Source organism: Pseudoalteromonas sp. NH0006-46 (assembly GCF_057547735.1).
This window is the reverse complement of the sequence record NZ_BAAJML010000001.1, coordinates 787,384-804,348: the sequence shown is the minus strand read 5'-3', so window position 1 is coordinate 804,348 and position 16,965 is coordinate 787,384. Positions and strand designations below refer to the sequence as shown.

The window sequence follows — 16,965 nt, the reverse complement described above, 5'->3', positions numbered from 1 at the left end:
TAGAGTTCACACTTTTGTATGAGGAGTCACTATCGTGGTTCAACCAGTTAAAAATACTAAATTTGATGAGTACCTAGAGTACCCTTGCCCATTTACATTTAAAATTATGGGTTTAGCCAATGTTAATTTAACAGATCAAATATTAGCAAAATTACAACCTATTGCTCCAGGTGATTACGCACCAAAAGTAAAACCAAGCAGTAAAGGTAATTATGAGTCTGTAACGCTAGTAGCTACTGTTACAAGCGGTAAGCACATTGAAGAAATTTACAACGTGATCAGCAATATCGATGACGTACGTCACATGCTTTAAGCCATAATTGAGATTTATTGTGAACGAAAACACCTTGATCGTACGCCAACTAGGTCGTCAGCGTTACATGCCAATTTGGCAAAAAATGCAAGACTTTACCGACACCCGAGATGACAGCACTCCAGATGAAATTTGGCTTGTAGAGCACGAAAGTGTATTTACTCAAGGCCAAGCAGGAAAAGACGAGCATTTACTCGCCCCAGGCGACATTGAAGTGATTAAAGTTGATCGCGGCGGCCAGGTAACTTATCACGGCCCTGGCCAACAAATGATGTATGTATTATTTAATTTGCGCCGCTTAAAAATTGGTGTGCGAGAGCTTGTAACCTGGCTCGAAGAGTGCATTATTGAGTCGCTTGCTGAATACGATATAAAAGCATACGCTAAAGCCGACGCACCGGGTGTTTACGTTAACGACAGCAAAATTGCATCATTAGGTTTGAGAGTTCGCCGCGGCTGCTCATTTCATGGTTTAGCATTAAATGTTAACATGGATCTAAGCCCGTTTTTACGCATAAACCCGTGTGGTTATGCCGGCATGAATATGGTGCAAACGAAAGAATTGAATGGTCCTCAAAACCTACAAAGCGCAGGTGAAGGCCTAGTAAAACACATGATAAAAAAGCTTAATGCAGCACAGGTTAAGCATACTGAAGGGTTTGAAAACGAATGAATAAACCAGTCAAAATGGAACCAGGTGTAAAACTACGCGACGCAGAAAAAATGGCGTTGATCCCCGTTAAAGTTTTACCAACAGAAAAAACCGAAATGTTGCGCAAGCCAGAGTGGCTTAAAATTCGCTTACCTAAATCAACTGAGCGTATCGATGGTATTAAACAAGCAATGCGTAAGCATGGCTTACATTCAGTATGTGAAGAGGCCTCGTGCCCTAACCTATCTGAGTGTTTTAACCACGGTACAGCAACCTTTATGATTTTAGGTGCTATTTGTACGCGTCGTTGCCCATTTTGTGATGTTGCCCATGGTCGCCCATTAAAACCTGATGCAGCAGAGCCAGAAAAGCTTGCACTAACAATTAAAGACATGAAGCTAAGCTACGTGGTAATTACCTCGGTTGACCGTGATGATTTACGTGATGGCGGCGCACAACACTTTGCCGATTGTATTCGCGAAATTCGCAAACACAATCCAACGATCACCATCGAGATTTTAGTACCCGATTTCCGTGGCCGTATGGACCGTGCGCTTGAAATTTTAATTGAAACGCCACCTGATGTGTTTAACCACAACTTAGAAACAGCGCCACGCCTATACAAACTTGCGCGCCCAGGTGCCGATTACAAATGGTCTTTAGAATTACTTCGTCGTTTTAAAGAAGCACACCCAGAAGTAAAAACTAAGTCAGGCTTAATGGTTGGTTTAGGTGAAGAGATTAGCGAAATAGAAGAGGTACTGCGTGACCTGCGTGCGCATAACGTAGATATGCTTACTGTTGGCCAATACTTACAGCCATCTAAGCATCATTTACCAGTTAAACGTTACGTGCCACCAGCAGAGTTTGACGCATTAAAAGAGTACGCTGATGAAATTGGCTTTACTCATGCAGCCTCTGGCCCGTTTGTGCGCTCAAGCTATCACGCTGACCAACAAGCCGCTGGTAAAGAAGTAAAATAATTACTTTTTTTAACACATTAAAAAAAGCCCTTAACAATTTAATTGGTAAGGGCTTTTTTGTGAGTGTTCTACATCCATCCTTCGGCTACTTTGTTAAAACACCTTTTTTAATCACAAAATCAGCAAATCGTACCTGCTCTTCTTCAGCGCGAAGGCTGTCGGTTTCTACTATTGAGCGATAAATCCCCCATTTAGGGCGAGCAAAGTCATCATCGCTAAAACCACGCCACATATCTATGTTTTGCTCGCTTATATTAAATAGCTCTTCGTTGTCACTTAAGCGGGTGAGGGTCATATCAAACTTACCTTCTTCGCTAAAGGTCGCTTGAACAAATACCGATACCCATTCATCAGTAATAAGTGACCAGTCGGTTTCTATGAGGTTTTTATCAAGCCCAGTGCTGTTACCATTTTCGTCAAAGCCTGCGCTATAGCGCACCTGTAGTTGATTCCCGGTACTGTTTTTTTGCGCACCCGAGAGCGTAATAATAGGCTGGTCGTCGTTGCCATTGGTGTTGTCGTTACTCTCGTTACGGGCTTTTATTTGAAAAAAATGACTAAATTTGCTCGTTAATTCAAGCTCACTACTTACTTTAAACTTCCAACTGTATTGTACTGTTTCATTTTCAAAAGCAAGGGTTGTAGCAGGTGACTTGTCGTAAGCTTTTATTTCGTTGCGCTGCCTATCAGTCAACCCTTTATCTCTATCTTGGTCTTCATCGCGATGCGCTAAAAAAACAAAGTGGTTACCTACAATCGAGTCGGTATCTTCAATTATATGGGTAACACCTTCATGGTTACCAGCGTACATATCTGGCGACTCTATAGCCCCTTCGCTAAAAACAGTTTCTATTAGTGCATATGCGCTCAGCCCTGAATTAACACCGTCAGCATTAAGTGTTGTTTCATCGGTTACTAAAAAATCATCAGCCGAGGCAACACCTAAGATAGTGACAGTGATAGTTGCTTCAGTCCCATCGGCTGAACTGACTGCTATTTCGTCAAGTAGGATTTCATTTTCATCTAAAGAATTAATATTTGCATGGTTTGTATTTAAGGTATAAAACCAACTACCGTCACTTGTAAGGCTAAATTTACCATAACTCGTTTGAGTATCATTTTGAGCATTAAATACATCTTCACTGGCTTGAGCATCAGATATAGAAAGCTCGCCGGTTACCGCACTATCACGGTCACTGTTAATACTGACTGAAGTTTCACCGCCTATTACAGCAGGGGTTTGGGCTGTCAAGGCAGTACTTACTGATTCGCCTTGTGAGCCCGAACTACCACAAGCGGCCAATCCGCAACCTAAAAAACACACAATAACAATTTTTAAAATACCTAAACAATACATTGGCATAATACCCCACATACAAAACCATTGGTCATCTACGAACTTAAAATACAACTTACCAATTTTAAATTTAAATAACCATTAATTTATTACCAATTAACGCTATTGTTCTTAATGTTAAATTAAGTAGCTTAAATTTAGGAGTGTATGCCTGAGTAAAAATATAATTAGGTTAAAGCCAAATTACTTGAGATAATCAAGCTGAACCCATTATTTAGGTTAAATATGAAATTATTAGTTCGTAATTTGTCTCGCACAACATCAGAGCAAGACCTTCGTACGTTGTTTACAGCTCACGGTAAAGTGACAACTTGTAACTTGGTACTTGATAAAGAAACTGGCCAATCTAAAGGTTTTGCCTTTTTAGAAATGCCAAACGACATTGAAAGTAAAAGCGCGATTAAAGCACTTAATCAATCAACCGTTGATAAAAGTAAGATTCGCGTAAAATACGCAGATGAAAAATAGCCGCTTGCTATGCACTTTTAAAACCAGCTAAATGCTGGTTTTTTCAATTATTAGTATTGCTGTATTTTCAGCTCAAAATCCTACCTAAGTTTGCTACTTTTAGACTACGACAAGTGAACGTTTATACCCCAACTTACTATTTTATATTAGATTTGTTAAAAGCTACTTCCAACCTTGACGCCATTTTTCAGTGTTTTTAAGATCTCGCCAGCTAATGGGATATTGGTTTTTAGAAAACACCGACTCAATAATACAAGCTATTACATTAGCATCTTCGTCGTACTCTACTTCTACAATTACAAAATGCTTTTCTTTATTAATGGCAGGCGTTGCAGTCCATTTGCTATTAAGTAATTTTTTTGGATTGAGGTTATTCATAATAATTTAAAGCTTATTATTAATTTATAGAGCCTAATACGAACAAATATGCATCTAAGCTCAATTAAAAACTTCTCATAAAAGCGTTAACTGGTTTGCCATTAGCAAAAAACCGAATAAATTTCTTTATTCGGTTTAATATCGATAACGCTTTGCTTTAACGTAAACTTAATAGTTTACTAATCAATAAAGCTTAATCATCCTCAATATTGTCCAGGCCTTTGGTGCCCTCTTTTGGTTTGAGTTTATGATGAATAGCCGACTTAATTAACATATAGCCACTAATTGGGGCCGTTATTAATAGAAATATAGTGATCAGTATTTCTTTAACACTTAAACCCGTTTTAGAGTTTGCAAAATACACCATAGCGGCAATTAACATACTTGCCATACCCAACGTTGTTGCTTTAGTTGGGCCATGTAAACGCATAAAAAAGTCTGGCAATTTTAATAAGCCTAACGAACCAATTAAAATAAACGTGCCACCAAATAACAATAAAATTGATACAACCCATTCGCTAATCATTTTGCCACCTTATTCAATTATATCGCCACGTAGTAAATACTTACATACAGCTACTGTGCTTACAAAACCAAGCATAGCTATTAATAATGCGGCCTCAAAGTACAACCCTGTTCCCATGCTTATACTGTATAAAACAATGAGTGCAATAACATTTATGTACATAGTATCGAGCGCTAATACTCTATCGGGGATTGATGGGCCAATAATTAAACGCCATAAATTAAGCAGTAAAGAAAGTCCTATCATTGCGAAAACAATAAGTAATACAGTATCTAACATTGAAATATCTCCTTTAGTGGAGCTTCGTAGCGTTTTTTAATATGCTTGATAAGCTCAGCCTCGTCGTCAAGGTCAAGTACATGTATGAGCAAATAACGCTGCGTCATTTCCTCTCCCTCAGCTAACGACTCAGGAATAGGATACACCTCAGCACTTACAGTACCGGGAGTTAACGACACACTGCTTGCTAAAATTGTAATCGGCATATCGTGAGTTAAGTCTAAAGGGACTTTAATAAATGCTGGGCGTAGTTTTTTGGAAGGCCCAACAATTAATAACGCAACCTGTAAGTTAGCAACAATAATATCATAAAGTACAATTACAAATTGTTTTAGAGCTAGCCCTGGCTTTAAAATTAGCGGCTGAGGATCTCTAAATGAAAAGCTTAGAATAGGAATAAAAATAGCAAAAAATGTTGCCAGTACAATATGGCCAACCGACACACTATTGTTAAGCAACAACCATACTATAAACAAAAATAAACTACGAAATGGCGTTGGTAACCACCGAAAACGGGCTTGTAGTCTCATTACATGCCTCCTTTAAGTACAGCGTTTATGCCGCCGCTAATATCATGTAACTGCGTAGCAGCACCTACCATGTACTCGCTAATCGGCCCACCGAAAATCACTAACAGCGGCGAACAAGCAAGTAAACCTATTATTACCGTCACTTGCAATGGGTTTGCATCAGCGCAGTCTGCGCTTTCGCTGCGTTTATCTTTTCTTTCCCAAAACAAACTTGTACCCGCCCGAGAAAGTGCCACTAACAGCGCAAAGCTTGTCACTAAATACACTGGCCAAAATACTAAGGCTTGCTCACTATTTAACGTCGATTTTAGTATCCATATTTTACCAACAAAGCCCGATAGTGGCGGCATACCTACCACAGTTAAGGCTGCTACAACAAAGCATGCCCCAAGTAAAAGCGGCTGTTTAACTGCGCGCCCACCAACAAGCCTATCAGCAACTTTACCGCGTTGCTTAGCAATTAAGTCAGCTAGTAAAAATAACGCCGCACTCACTAATGTTGAATGCACTAAGTAATACAACAATGCAGCCGTTGCATTTACATTTTGTAAAGCTACTAGTGCAACTAAAGTACCTACCGACACCAAGACTAAATTAGCGGTTAACTTACGCAAATCTTGCGCAGCGATAGCGCCCATGGCGCCAACCACAATCGTTGCAATCGCTAATCCCCAAAGCCAAGGTTGTACCATGTGCTCAAGTGCACCCGCCTGTTCACCAAATATAACGGTGTAAACACGTAGCATGGCATAAACACCCACCTTAGTCATAATAGCAAATAAGGCTGCTACAACAGGTTTTGCGCTAGCATACGTATTTGGAAGCCATAAATGTAGCGGCAACAATGCGCCTTTTAAAGCAAATACAATAAGTAGTAATAAACCGCCGGCTTTAGCAATAAATACATCATCGCCATTAAGTTGTGATACCTTTTGCGCCATATCAGCAATATTCAATGTACCTAATACGCCATATAAAATACCTAAACCGATTAAAAATACACTCGAGCCCACTAAGTTTAGAATTACATATTGTAGTGCTGCACGTGTGTTTTGTTTGTCGCCACCGTGCATAAGTAATGCATACGATGCAATCAGTAAAACTTCAAAAAACACAAACAGGTTAAACAAATCACCGGTTAAAAAAGCGCCATTAACACCCAGCACTAAAAAATGAACCAGTGGGTGATAAAAGCTCCCTTTTTCATCATCGCCTGCACTGCCATATAAAATGGCTCCAAGTCCTAAAAACGAGGTTAGCGCTACGAGTAATGTTGATAGATTATCGGCCACAAGTACTATCCCGTAGGGGGCTGACCAATCACCGATGGCATAAACACTAATGCCTGTGTTGTAAATATGTATTAATAAAAACACACTAACAGCAAATGTAATAAGCGCCATAGTATTTGATGCGTATCGACGAATTTGTACACTTTTACCGCAAGGTGGGAGTAACAAAATTACAGCTGCAAGCATAGGCAGTAAAATAGGTAACGAAGCTAAATGTTGGATCATTTTTGCTCCTTACTTGCTGCAGTTGATTTAACGGGGCTTCCATCAACGTGGTCGCTTCCTAAATCAGCACGTCCACGAATAGCCAAAATAACCACAAATGCTGTCATTGCAAAACCAATTACAATTGCGGTTAAAACCAAGGCTTGAGGAAGTGGATCGGCGTAATCTGCACCGGTACCTAGCACCACGGCTTTGTTTATAGTTAAACGCCCTGATGAAAATAAAAATAAGTTTACTGCATATGAAATCATGGTAAGACCCAGTACAACAGGAAACGTACGTGCTCTTAACAGTAAAAAAATACCGCAGCTAACTAATACACCAACGCACGATGCGTATAATAGCTCCATTAAATATTCACCTCTTTTTTAGGGGCATCGGAAGTCATATTACCCAAACTAGCTAAAATCATTAATGTGGCACCTACAACTGTGAGGTACACGCCAAGATCAAACACAATTGCACTAGCAAGCTCTGTTTTACCTACAAATGGAATATCAAAGTAATCGAACCACGTGGTTAAAAATGGTCTACCGAAAAACCAACTACCCACACCGGTAAACATTGCGATACCTATACCCGAGGCGATAATTTTACGATAGTTGATATCAAAGCGCTCGGTGATCCAATTAGAGCCATGCGCCATGTACTGTAAAATAAAGGCAATTGACGTAACTAAACCAGCAATAAAGCCACCGCCGGGTAAGTTATGACCACGCAAGAATATATATGCTGATACTAACAATGCCAGCGGTAATAAACTTTGTGAAATACTTGCAAGTAAAATTGGGTATCGTTCACGCGCCCAAGGACGCCCTTCACTGTCGCTAGCTGGCATAAATAGCGGAATACGCGATAACACTTTAAATATACCTAGTGCAGCAATGCCCAGTACCGTTATTTCACCTAGGGTGTCAAACCCTCTAAAGTCGACCAGTATAACGTTAACTACGTTTGTGCCACCGCCACCCGTTTTAGCATTAGCGACAAAGTAATCAGAAATAGAATTTAATGGGCGCGTTAGTATTGCATAACAAATACTTGCAACCACAACGCCAATAGTAGAAGCAATTCCTAAGTCGCGTAGCACTCGCAACGAGCTCGACTCTTTAGGCGTATGCTGCGGTAAAAAGAACAGCGCAAGCATTAGCAATATAATGGTGGCAACTTCAACTGTTAGCTGAGTTAACGCTAAATCTGGCGCAGAAAAACGAGTAAATAAGACCGACACCATTAAACCAACAATAGAAAGCATTAACAGTGCGACCATTCTTGATCTGTGCCAAATAACGGTGGCTATTGCCCCAATTATTAATAAACCAGCACCAATCGCATTATGTACATCAACAGGTGTGCGCGGCATACTGCCGGCTAATTGTTGCATTTCAAATAATGGCCAACCTGCACAGAGTAATACCACGCCCAGCATAATAACCAAGTAGCGCTGTAAAGAACCGTTTTCAGTACTGTTAATTTTACTTTGACACCATGCAACAACACTCAGCACAGCACGCTCAAAGGTTTTTTTAGCATTCAGTGTGGGTAATGACGCCTGAAATTGAAATAAATATTTGCGATTTACGTAAATGAACAAACCACCGACAACAGCCATTGCACTCATCAGTAACGGCAAATTAAAACCATGCCAAATTGTTAATTTATACTCTGGCATCGCCTCCCCTAATACTGCTAATGAGGCTGCGGATAAAATACTATCAACAGTAAAGCTTGGGAAAATACCTACCAAAATACACAGTACAACCAGTATTTCTATTGGCACTCGCATATAGCGTGGAGGTTCATGCGGTGTTCGCGGTAAATCTATTGGGTCACCGTTAAAAAATACATCGTGAATAAAGCGGGCTGAATAGGCAACTGCAAATGCACCAGCCACCGTCGCAAGCACCGGTATTAACCATGACATAGAGCCAAGTACTTGCTGATGGAGTGTTTCGGCAAAAAACATTTCTTTAGATAAGAAACCATTGAGCAGAGGCACGCCCGCCATAGCTGCAGCAGCAACCATAGCAAGGGTTGCAGTATAAGGCATAAACCGCCACATACCATTGAGTTTACGCATATCACGCGTACCAGTTTCATGGTCAATAATACCGGTTGCCATAAATAGCGAGGCTTTAAATGTCGCATGGTTAATTATATGAAATATGGCTGCAACCGTTGCAAGTTCAGTATCAAGGCCAAGTAATAGCGTGATCAACCCTAAGTGGCTAATTGTCGAATATGCAAGTAACCCCTTTAAATCGTGCTTAAATAACGCAATGTAAGCACCAAACAGCAGTGTAGCTAACCCCGTTAAACCAACTAATAAAAACCACATCTCGGTCCCAGCTAAAGCTGGATAGAAACGCGCAAGTAAAAAGATACCTGCTTTAACCATTGTTGCTGAGTGTAAATAAGCGCTAACAGGCGTAGGCGCAGCCATGGCATGGGGTAACCAAAAGTGAAACGGAAACTGAGCCGACTTAGTAAATGCACCCAGCAATACTAAAACAAGTGCTAATTCGTATAAATCATGGGATTGTATAATGGCTTTGCTCGCTAAAATAACATCTAAGTCGTAACTGCCAACAATGTCCCCTAACAACATTAACCCGCCAAGTAGTGCTAAACCGCCTGCACCCGTTACAGCTAGCGCCATTCGCGCGCCCTTACGCGCTTCAGATTTATGCCACCAATAGCTTATCAATAAAAAAGAACTGATACTGGTCAATTCCCAGAATAACCATAGTTGTATAACGTTATTAGACATAACAATACCTAGCATTGCCGTCATAAATAACATTAAGTAGCTATAAAGCTTAGCCATTGAGTCATTAGCGCTGAGGTAATAACGTGTATATACAATAACAAGCAAACCAATGCCTAGTATCATAAACATAAACAAGAGGCTTAAACCGTCTATACGAAGTGACAAATCAAGCCCAATAGATGGGATCCACGCTAATGAATAGCGAATAGTTTCACCAGAAAGAACCGCAGGCGCGTGGTATAAAGTAATAGCCAAAGCGGTAAACGGTGCAAGCACAGTAATAAATGTACTTTGATTGCGAGAAAGTTTGCCTGTGAATGCAGAAATAACACTGCCAATCAAGGATAACAAGGGTATCCAGAGCAAAGTCATAATGTAGGGCCTTTTATAATCATAAGTTTATCAGGGCGCCACTTTTATACATTAAGTGATGCTTTTACTGCCTGTTTTTAAACGACATTAATGGTAATAGTTATACTCAATAACAGATATTTTGTCTATAAAAAGCGAAGCATGTTGAGTTAATTTAAAGAGGGAAAATAGGGACTTAAAAACCTATGGTTATAAACATATTAACGCTTAATTTTATCTATATGTGCCAACCAAAGGGCCCTGTATTGATCAGAAAGCGTGATCTGCTGATATTCTAGAATTGACCAGTCTTTACTTGGTTTGTAGGCTACACCGCCAATCTGGCAGCTTTTACTTTTATGCCAGCCATTTGGTGATTTTTCTCCTTTTTGTGCAATATACAAGTTAGGAGCAACTAAACCTCTCCTTTTACACAACCACGCTTGCTTAGACTTGGGTAAAATATATTCATCTTCAAAGCCATTAAAGTGCATTAGCTCGTGCAAAAAAATACCATAATTAGCGCCTGAATTTAATTGCATAACACCACGGCTAACATTAGCACTTCCATATTTGGACATCATCACAACAAAATCAAATTTTCTTAAAAGCTGTTGATTTATTAACGCTGATTGCCAATCACAATTAGCCGCTTTACTCATGCTATTGCTGCATTTTAAAGCACCTGCCATATATACTGGTTTACTAAAACAAAAAGCGCCCGGTCTTGGTTCAGGTTTTTTATTATAGGTTTTTATTAATGCCGACAACTTATAAAGTCCACTTCGATGATCGCTCATCGTTAAAACATTAAACTGGCATTTTTTATTTGCCAAAATATTAGAGTCTAACGATAAAAACTCCAATGAATGTAAAAATGGCTTAGGGATCTGTGTGTGAATAACACCATGGTGTAAATTAAAATGATTTAATACAAAACCAGGCTTAAGGTACCCTAACGTGTTTAATATATTAAGATCGCCCCATTGCTCAGTAGCGAGTAGTTGCTCCGATAAGTTAGTAATCTGAGCATTATTTATATTGGGTAAACTTGCACGCCAAAATAATTTAGCAGCTTTGATCTGTTTTACCTTGAGCAGATGTAAAGAATACTCGTATTGCGCAGTAGGAATTTGATGCCTAGCAAGTAGGCCAAGGGTGTTTTTAGGCAGCTTATTTATACGTGCTAAAAAGTAGTGTGGAAATTGCCAATATAATTGTAACGGATTGGCCTTGGCATTTAATACCTGCCAAAAACCAATACCGCCATAACTGTTACTCGACCCTGCTATTGATAAGCTAAAAAGTAACGCGATTGTTGCTCTTAACACACTAACTTGCGTCTGCTTCCATTAACAGCTCAAGTTCTAAACGTGCATATTTGTATTCTATGAACTCATGTACGTTGGTAGACAGTGCCAATCTAAAATAATCCGCAGCAACATAGGTATCACCTGCAGCTTGATGTAGCTTAGCTAAGTAAAAATAAGCTTCGCACAAACGTTGTGCATATTCTTGCTCTGACTTAACGCCATCGCTAACGCCAGATAAAAATGCATGCTCATTCATATCACCTGCAAAAAGTGAAATTAGCTGATAAGCCCATTGTGAGTCATCAAGCGCTTTAGAGTTGGTTTTTAGTTCGGCGAGCGCTGAGTCTTTGTCTAATTTAGCTTGTGCTAAATAAACCCACAACACACGGTAAGGATCATTGGGAGAACGCGCTAAAAATTGGCTAAAATCGGTCTTTGCAATACTAGGCCTATCGCCATAGTACAATGCAATGCCCCGGTTTAAATAAGCATACTCATGTTCTTCATCCAGCTCTAAAGCAGAATCAAAAAGCTCATACGCTTTTTCGTATTGCTGCATTAATGTATGTTGAATACCTAAAAAGTTATAAACTTCGGCTAAGTCTGGCTTAAGCTTTACAGCACGGTTGAAGTCAATACGCGACAATGTCGTCATACCTAAGCTGTCAAACAGTACTCCCCGATCATAATATAATTTAGCTTGTTGCTCGGGTGTTAAATCAGCTCTGTTGAGTAACTCAGAATAACGCGCGATGGCTATTTCACTGCGAAAGTCAGACGCTAATGGTGCTGTAAAAGGCACATTCACCACTGGTGTTGGTTCTGATTGAGTTGTTGTTTGGCAAGCGCTTAAAGACAAAATAGCAAAAGACGCCAAAGCAATGTGTTTGAATATCATTAAAATCCTTAATACCAAGGTTGGTAGCTCTAAGACTGACGACGACCAATTTGGTTCATAATCACATATACACTGTATATCATCGTAAGTAATCGAACCTCCTTGAATAATCTTTGTTTAAATTCAAGTTCCTCATTAAAGCATAAAAAAAGGGGCTAAACAGCCCCCTTTTATATTATCCAGTAAATATCTGGATTAAGCATTAGCAATTACGCGTCAGTTGGCGCATCAGCTGCTGGTGCAGCAGATTCCATTGCTTCTTTAATACTTAGACGTACACGGCCTTGGCGATCTACTTCTAGTACTTTAACTTTAACTTCTTGACCTTCGCTAAGGTGGTCAGCAACGTTATTAACGCGCTCAGTACTAATTTGAGAAATATGTACTAAACCATCTTTACCAGGAAGAATGTTTACGAACGCACCAAAATCTACGATTCGTACAACTTTACCTTCGTAAATAGTACCTACTTCAAGTTCAGCTGTTAGTTGCTCGATACGGCTGATTGCATTTGCAGCACTTTCACCGTCAGTAGCGGCAATTTTAATTGTACCGTCGTCACCAATCTCAATCGTTGTACCTGTTTCTTCAGTAAGTTGACGAATAGTAGCGCCACCTTTACCGATAACTTCAGCGATTTTCTTCTGTGGAATTTTCATTGTGTAAATGCGTGGAGCAAACATTGAAAGCTCTTCAGAAGGAGCAGAAATAGCTTCGTCCATAACTTCTAAGATGTGTAAACGTGCTGCTTTTGCTTGTTTAAGCGCAATTTGCATGATTTCTTGCGTGATACCTTCAATTTTAATATCCATTTGAAGTGCAGTAATACCTGCAGCAGTACCCGCTACTTTAAAGTCCATGTCACCTAAGTGATCTTCATCACCTAAGATGTCAGAAAGAACAACGAATTTCTCGTCTTCTTTTACTAGACCCATCGCAATACCTGCAACAGATGCTTTAATTGGCACACCTGCGTTCATCAGTGCAAGTGAAGTACCACATACAGACGCCATTGAAGATGAACCGTTTGATTCAGTGATTTCAGATACTACACGGATTGAGTAAGGGAAATCTGTTAGCGTAGGCATAACTGCTGCAATACCACGCTTAGCTAGGTTACCGTGGCCGATTTCACGACGCTTAGGAGAACCTACAAAACCTGTTTCACCTACACAGAATGGAGGGAAGTTATAGTTAAGCATAAAGTGGTTTTTGTGTGTGCCAGTCAAGTCATCGATTAACTGTGAGTCACGCTCTGTACCAAGCGTAGCCGTAACTAATGCTTGAGTTTCACCACGTGTAAAGATAGCAGAACCGTGAGTACGCGGTAATACGCCAGTCATTACGTCTAGTGCGCGGATCATATCTGGTTCACGACCATCGATACGCTTTTCGCCTGCAGCGATACGGCCACGAACAATTTTCTTCTCAAGTGAACCGAATACCTTACCCACTTCTTGCTTATCAAGCGTTTCGCCTTCAGCAAGCTCGCTTGATAGTGCTTCGATAACTGCATCTTTAGCTACGCCAAGTGCTTCTTTACGCGCTACTTTATCAGTGATACGGTAAGCTTCGCCTACTTTATCAGCAGCAAGTTCAGCTACTTTCTCTTCAAGAGATACGTTTTTCTCAGGTGCAGTCCAATCCCAAGTAGGCTTGCCTGCTTCTGCTTTAAATTCGTTAATAGCGTTGATGATAGCTTGAGATTGCTCATGGCCATATACAACAGCGCCTAGCATTACGTCTTCTGCAAGAACGTCTGCTTCAGATTCAACCATAAGTACCGCGTTATCTGTACCCGCTACTACTAAATCTAGTTGGCTTTCTTCAAGTTCTTTTAACGTTGGGTTAAGAACATATTCGCCACCAATGTAACCAACACGCGCAGCACCAATTGGACCGCTGAACGGGATGCCAGAAATAGCAAGCGCCGCAGATGTACCAATCATTGCAACCATATCAGGTTGGATCTCAGGGTTAACAGACACAACCGTTGCAATAACTTGTACTTCGTTAACGAAACCATTTGGGAAAAGTGGACGAATTGGACGGTCAATAAGACGTGCTATTAGTGTTTCACCGTCGTTTGGACGACCTTCACGCTTAAGGAAACCACCTGGGATGCGACCTGCAGCGTACATACGTTCTTGGTAGTTAACTGTTAGTGGGAAAAAGTCTTGGCCAGGTTGTGCTTCACGCTTACCAACAACAGTTACTAAAACTGACGTGTCGCCAATGCTTGCTAAAACTGCACCATCTGCTTGACGCGCAATTGCGCCTGTTTCTAGAGTTACAGTGTGTTGACCTAGTTGAAATTCTTTTATAATTGCTTGCACTTAAAATATCCTTTAAATCTAAATAAGTGTTCCATCAAAGTACCAATTACAGTACATAATTGTATTCAGTTGGAAATCAATTAAGTACTACAATTGGCAATGATGTTATTAACTGTAGATAAACCTTTTTATCTACGCGCATAGTATATACCAAAGCCACGTAAAAATGCGAGTCTAGCAAACAGTTTATAGTATGTATGTTTATCATCTAAATGGGTTGAATTAACGAGAAAAACTGCGCACAGCTTTATAGAAGACTTTTATACTAATCCGCTTAATAAAGTGATCTATTTTAAGAGTGGAAAAACGTGTAAATAACTAAGCAAAAAAATTGCTATTAAGTTGTTCTCAAAATAAATTTTTAACGCGAATAGTGACACGTTTAGCCCCGCAACATGGTTAAGTATTATTGCGGATTGGTGTAAATATTATGGCCAGTTACTAGTCGATGTTATTTTCTAAATTTCAGGCACAAAAAAAGGAGCTATAAAGCTCCTTTTCTCGTAATCAAGTTCTTAGCGACGTAGGCCAAGCTCTTGGATTAACGCAGTATAACGCGAGATATCTTTACCTTTAAGGTAATCAAGCAATTTACGGCGAGTGCTTACTTTACGAAGCAGACCACGACGTGAGTGGAAGTCATGCTTGTGATCAGCAAAGTGACCTTGAAGCTTGTTGATATCAAAAGTAAGTAATGCTACTTGTACTTCAGGTGAACCAGTGTCGCCTTCAGCACGTGCGAATTTAGCAATGATATCGATTTTTTCTTGATTGCTTAGTGACATAATAACTCCAAAAATTAAATTTAAAAGGTGTCTTAGCCGATCACTAATTCAGCCAAAACGATTAAGCGGGCGTATTCTAACAAGTATAAGAATAACTACAAGTTAAACTTTACTCTGCCTGCTGATTAGATAGGCCGCGCTTTGATTTTAAATGCCCGTCAGGATTTTTCTCACCAGTGCCTATAAACACGCCATCTGCTAAGACTTTTATCGCACCGTCTGGTAATTCTTTACCTAGCACCACAGCTTGACCATGGCTAAATGCAATGCCCTGCTCTTCACTTATCTCTACAACAGGTAAATCAACTAATGCTGTATCCATGGGTAGAAGCAGTTCATCAAGGTAGCTTGATGGCAAAATTTCTTCGTCTTTCGCTTTAGCTAATAACGACTCTAGTTGCTCGAGCGATACCATTTTCTCTGCAGGATAATGCCCAACAGCTGAACGGTGAAGCATAATTACATGAGCACCACAGCCTAAATTTTCACCTAAGTCATCAACAATAGTACGAATGTAAGTCCCTTTAGATACATGGGCCGTCATTTGTACTTCATTATTTGCTTCATCAAACTCATCAAGCGTTAAACTAAACACATTTATTTTTCTGCACTTTCTTGGAACTTCAATACCTTCGCGGGCATATTTATACAAAGGTTTTCCTTCGTATTTAAGTGCAGAATACATTGATGGATACTGATCCGATTCACCTAAAAACGCTGCAATTTCTTTTTTCAGCTGTTCTATAGTTACATTTACATCTCGTGTCTGAACTATTTCACCATCAGAGTCTGATGTTGTTGTTCTTTCACCTAATTTAGCGCGCACAACATAAGTTTTGTCAGTATCAAGTAAAAACTGGGTAAACTTAGTTGCCTCACCAAAACAAATTGGCAGCATACCAGTCGCTAGCGGATCAAGCGCGCCTGTATGCCCCGCTTTTTGAGCAAAATATATACCTTTTGCCTGTTGTAATGCTTTATTTGACGAAATGCCTTGCGGTTTGTTTAACAACAAAATCCCATCTATTGCACGGCCTTTACTGCGTCTTGCCATCGCTACATGCCTTCTTAACTGTCTTTATCGCCTGCTTGCTCGATATTGTCATCGTTATTTTGCGCTTCATCAACGCTGTCTTCATTGACATGTTTTGCGTTATCTTCTCTGATGATTGTGTCCACTAAGTTAGAGATACGCATCCCTTCCATTAATGAATTATCAACCACAAACTTTAGCTCTGGCATAATACGAGCACGAATACGCTTACCTAGTAACGAGCGAATATAGCCTGTTGCTTCGTTAAGAACTTTTGCGCTTTGCTTAGCTGCATCTTCATCTTTTGTATTGAACACCGTGATGAAAATTTTTGCATAAGATAAATCGCGCGATACTTCTACCGCAGACACTGTCACCATGCCTAAGCGCGGATCTTTAATTTCGCGTTGTAAAATCACAGCAATTTCCTTTTGGATTTGCTGGCCAACACGATCAGTGCGAGAAAACTCTCTCAT

The 16,965-nt window shown here is 40.0% G+C and carries 18 protein-coding genes; 4 read left to right on the top strand and 14 right to left on the bottom strand.

The features are described 5' to 3' along the window. Nucleotides 1-34: 34 nt before the first annotated feature. The 3 genes from ybeD to lipA are packed head-to-tail and all read left to right on the top strand — an operon-like array spanning nucleotide 35 to nucleotide 1,948. On the top strand, nucleotides 35-313 hold the full coding sequence (gene ybeD / locus AC27I2_RS03685) for a DUF493 family protein YbeD (RefSeq protein WP_006793392.1): 279 nt from the start codon (nucleotides 35-37) through the stop codon (nucleotides 311-313). Between the two features lie 19 nt (nucleotides 314-332). Further along, nucleotides 333-986, top strand: coding sequence for a lipoyl(octanoyl) transferase LipB (lipB, locus tag AC27I2_RS03680; protein WP_058403387.1), 654 nt, complete (start codon nucleotides 333-335; stop codon nucleotides 984-986). After that, entirely contained in the window at nucleotides 983-1,948 is a 966-nt protein-coding gene (lipA, locus tag AC27I2_RS03675) for a lipoyl synthase (RefSeq protein WP_004585911.1), read from the top strand. The genes lipB and lipA overlap by 4 nt, the downstream gene beginning before the upstream one ends. An 85-nt stretch (nucleotides 1,949-2,033) precedes the next feature. On the opposite strand, the gene AC27I2_RS03670 is transcribed toward lipA, so the two are convergent. Then, nucleotides 2,034-3,311, bottom strand: coding sequence for a VCBS domain-containing protein (locus tag AC27I2_RS03670; protein ID WP_487203606.1), 1,278 nt, complete (start codon nucleotides 3,309-3,311; stop codon nucleotides 2,034-2,036). Nucleotides 3,312-3,530: 219 nt separating this feature from the next. Here AC27I2_RS03670 and AC27I2_RS03665 point away from each other — a divergent pair, with 219 nt between their 5' ends. Next, nucleotides 3,531-3,773 (top strand): RNA recognition motif domain-containing protein, encoded by a 243-nt coding sequence (locus AC27I2_RS03665; RefSeq protein WP_058403389.1) that lies wholly within the window; start codon nucleotides 3,531-3,533, stop codon nucleotides 3,771-3,773. Nucleotides 3,774-3,935: 162 nt separating this feature from the next. On the opposite strand, the gene AC27I2_RS03660 is transcribed toward AC27I2_RS03665, so the two are convergent. The 13 genes from AC27I2_RS03660 to rbfA form a co-directional block, all read right to left on the bottom strand. Beyond that, a complete protein-coding gene (locus AC27I2_RS03660; RefSeq protein ID WP_487203509.1) occupies nucleotides 3,936-4,151 on the bottom strand; it encodes a TIGR02450 family Trp-rich protein in 216 nt (71 codons plus the stop codon). A 193-nt stretch (nucleotides 4,152-4,344) separates the two neighbouring features. Beyond that, nucleotides 4,345-4,677: a Na+/H+ antiporter subunit G gene (locus AC27I2_RS03655; RefSeq protein WP_058403391.1), complete on the bottom strand. Its 333-nt coding sequence runs from the start codon at nucleotides 4,675-4,677 to the stop codon at nucleotides 4,345-4,347. Nucleotides 4,678-4,686: 9 nt separating this feature from the next. After that, the gene (locus AC27I2_RS03650) at nucleotides 4,687-4,956 is read right to left on the bottom strand and encodes a K+/H+ antiporter subunit F (protein ID WP_006793386.1); all 270 of its coding nucleotides are present in this window, start codon (nucleotides 4,954-4,956) and stop codon (nucleotides 4,687-4,689) included. Further along, complete coding sequence (locus AC27I2_RS03645) at nucleotides 4,950-5,486, bottom strand: Na+/H+ antiporter subunit E (RefSeq protein WP_058403392.1); 537 nt, start codon at nucleotides 5,484-5,486, stop codon at nucleotides 4,950-4,952. Before AC27I2_RS03645 ends, AC27I2_RS03650 begins: the two co-directional genes overlap by 7 nt. Beyond that, nucleotides 5,486-7,003 (bottom strand): monovalent cation/H+ antiporter subunit D, encoded by a 1,518-nt coding sequence (locus AC27I2_RS03640; RefSeq protein WP_058403393.1) that lies wholly within the window; start codon nucleotides 7,001-7,003, stop codon nucleotides 5,486-5,488. The genes AC27I2_RS03645 and AC27I2_RS03640 overlap by 1 nt, the downstream gene beginning before the upstream one ends. Continuing rightward, nucleotides 7,000-7,353, bottom strand: coding sequence for a Na+/H+ antiporter subunit C (locus tag AC27I2_RS03635; RefSeq protein WP_487203508.1), 354 nt, complete (start codon nucleotides 7,351-7,353; stop codon nucleotides 7,000-7,002). The genes AC27I2_RS03640 and AC27I2_RS03635 overlap by 4 nt, the downstream gene beginning before the upstream one ends. Beyond that, nucleotides 7,353-10,145, bottom strand: coding sequence for a monovalent cation/H+ antiporter subunit A (locus AC27I2_RS03630; RefSeq protein WP_487203507.1), 2,793 nt, complete (start codon nucleotides 10,143-10,145; stop codon nucleotides 7,353-7,355). Before AC27I2_RS03630 ends, AC27I2_RS03635 begins: the two co-directional genes overlap by 1 nt. A gap of 200 nt (nucleotides 10,146-10,345) precedes the next feature. Then, nucleotides 10,346-11,455, bottom strand: a complete 1,110-nt coding sequence (locus tag AC27I2_RS03625; RefSeq protein WP_487203506.1) for a hypothetical protein — start codon at nucleotides 11,453-11,455, stop codon at nucleotides 10,346-10,348. 1 nt (nucleotide 11,456) lies between these two features. After that, nucleotides 11,457-12,335: a lipoprotein NlpI gene (gene nlpI, locus AC27I2_RS03620; protein WP_058552626.1), complete on the bottom strand. Its 879-nt coding sequence runs from the start codon at nucleotides 12,333-12,335 to the stop codon at nucleotides 11,457-11,459. Between the two features lie 209 nt (nucleotides 12,336-12,544). Next, nucleotides 12,545-14,671 carry a polyribonucleotide nucleotidyltransferase gene (gene pnp / locus AC27I2_RS03615; protein ID WP_058552625.1) on the bottom strand — a complete coding sequence of 709 codons (2,127 nt, stop codon included), beginning with the start codon at nucleotides 14,669-14,671 and terminating at the stop codon, nucleotides 12,545-12,547. Nucleotides 14,672-15,186: 515 nt separating this feature from the next. Next, nucleotides 15,187-15,456: a 30S ribosomal protein S15 gene (rpsO, locus tag AC27I2_RS03610; RefSeq protein ID WP_004585888.1), complete on the bottom strand. Its 270-nt coding sequence runs from the start codon at nucleotides 15,454-15,456 to the stop codon at nucleotides 15,187-15,189. Nucleotides 15,457-15,565: 109 nt separating this feature from the next. Next, nucleotides 15,566-16,510, bottom strand: coding sequence for a tRNA pseudouridine(55) synthase TruB (truB, locus tag AC27I2_RS03605; RefSeq protein ID WP_219421717.1), 945 nt, complete (start codon nucleotides 16,508-16,510; stop codon nucleotides 15,566-15,568). A gap of 14 nt (nucleotides 16,511-16,524) precedes the next feature. After that, on the bottom strand, nucleotides 16,525-16,965 hold the full coding sequence (gene rbfA, locus AC27I2_RS03600) for a 30S ribosome-binding factor RbfA (RefSeq protein ID WP_058403399.1): 441 nt from the start codon (nucleotides 16,963-16,965) through the stop codon (nucleotides 16,525-16,527).

What these genes read in the sequence shown, in the direction of transcription:
- lipA (WP_004585911.1), top strand. Translation starts at nt 983, where the DNA reads ATGAATAAACCAGTCAAAATGGAACCAGGTGTAAAACTACGCGACGCA.
- AC27I2_RS03670 (WP_487203606.1), bottom strand. Translation starts at nt 3,311, where the DNA reads ATGCCAATGTATTGTTTAGGTATTTTAAAAATTGTTATTGTGTGTTTT.
- AC27I2_RS03665 (WP_058403389.1), top strand. Translation starts at nt 3,531, where the DNA reads ATGAAATTATTAGTTCGTAATTTGTCTCGCACAACATCAGAGCAAGAC.
- AC27I2_RS03660 (WP_487203509.1), bottom strand. Translation starts at nt 4,151, where the DNA reads ATGAATAACCTCAATCCAAAAAAATTACTTAATAGCAAATGGACTGCA.
- AC27I2_RS03655 (WP_058403391.1), bottom strand. Translation starts at nt 4,677, where the DNA reads ATGATTAGCGAATGGGTTGTATCAATTTTATTGTTATTTGGTGGCACG.
- AC27I2_RS03650 (WP_006793386.1), bottom strand. Translation starts at nt 4,956, where the DNA reads ATGTTAGATACTGTATTACTTATTGTTTTCGCAATGATAGGACTTTCT.
- AC27I2_RS03645 (WP_058403392.1), bottom strand. Translation starts at nt 5,486, where the DNA reads ATGAGACTACAAGCCCGTTTTCGGTGGTTACCAACGCCATTTCGTAGT.
- AC27I2_RS03640 (WP_058403393.1), bottom strand. Translation starts at nt 7,003, where the DNA reads ATGATCCAACATTTAGCTTCGTTACCTATTTTACTGCCTATGCTTGCA.
- AC27I2_RS03635 (WP_487203508.1), bottom strand. Translation starts at nt 7,353, where the DNA reads ATGGAGCTATTATACGCATCGTGCGTTGGTGTATTAGTTAGCTGCGGT.
- AC27I2_RS03630 (WP_487203507.1), bottom strand. Translation starts at nt 10,145, where the DNA reads ATGACTTTGCTCTGGATACCCTTGTTATCCTTGATTGGCAGTGTTATT.
- nlpI (WP_058552626.1), bottom strand. Translation starts at nt 12,335, where the DNA reads ATGATATTCAAACACATTGCTTTGGCGTCTTTTGCTATTTTGTCTTTA.
- rpsO (WP_004585888.1), bottom strand. Translation starts at nt 15,456, where the DNA reads ATGTCACTAAGCAATCAAGAAAAAATCGATATCATTGCTAAATTCGCA.
- truB (WP_219421717.1), bottom strand. Translation starts at nt 16,510, where the DNA reads ATGGCAAGACGCAGTAAAGGCCGTGCAATAGATGGGATTTTGTTGTTA.
- rbfA (WP_058403399.1), bottom strand. Translation starts at nt 16,965, where the DNA reads ATGAGAGAGTTTTCTCGCACTGATCGTGTTGGCCAGCAAATCCAAAAG.